This window comes from Corallococcus exercitus, assembly GCF_003611585.1.
Taxonomy (GTDB): Bacteria; Myxococcota; Myxococcia; order Myxococcales; family Myxococcaceae; genus Corallococcus; species Corallococcus exercitus.
In genome coordinates this window covers 1-432 of the sequence record NZ_RAVW01000903.1, presented here as the reverse complement: position 1 = coordinate 432, position 432 = coordinate 1, and the positions used below count along the sequence as shown (strand labels likewise).

1 protein-coding gene is annotated in these 432 nt (G+C 62.5%); it reads right to left on the bottom strand.

All coding sequences use genetic code 11. The features are described 5' to 3' along the window. Positions 1–432 (bottom strand): type 1 glutamine amidotransferase family protein (locus tag D7W79_RS42785; protein WP_208729994.1); only part of this gene is annotated, 432 nt, incomplete at both ends.

Below are 432 nucleotides of genomic sequence, written 5' to 3'. Positions count from 1 at the left end.
GGATGACAGGGATCAGCGGATCGTCCGCAGGGGCTGCCGCCATGCGCGGGCCGGCAAAACGCAGGAGCATGCCGCCGTTCGATATCCAGCGCGTCAAAGGCTCGTAGGTCTCCTCCGGCAGCCGGCCGATATCGGCCATGATGATGATGGAGGGATTGCTGGCGAGAAGTTTTGGTATTGCGACCGAAAGATCGGAATCGGCAGGTTGGATCAGATCCGCATAGGGCTGCAGTGCCCGCTGGATATAATAAAGCGGCGAGAGCAGCGGCTGGAACTCATCCCCTCCTTCACCCGACAGCAAGACGACGCGGCGGCGCTTGAATGCGTCGTCGAGAAGGTGGACGGCGCCTGCCGTCGCGCCATTGTCGACGCTTACGCGCGCGAAATCGTTGCGCATCTCGAAGGGGGCGCTGATCGAACTGGTCGCGACGC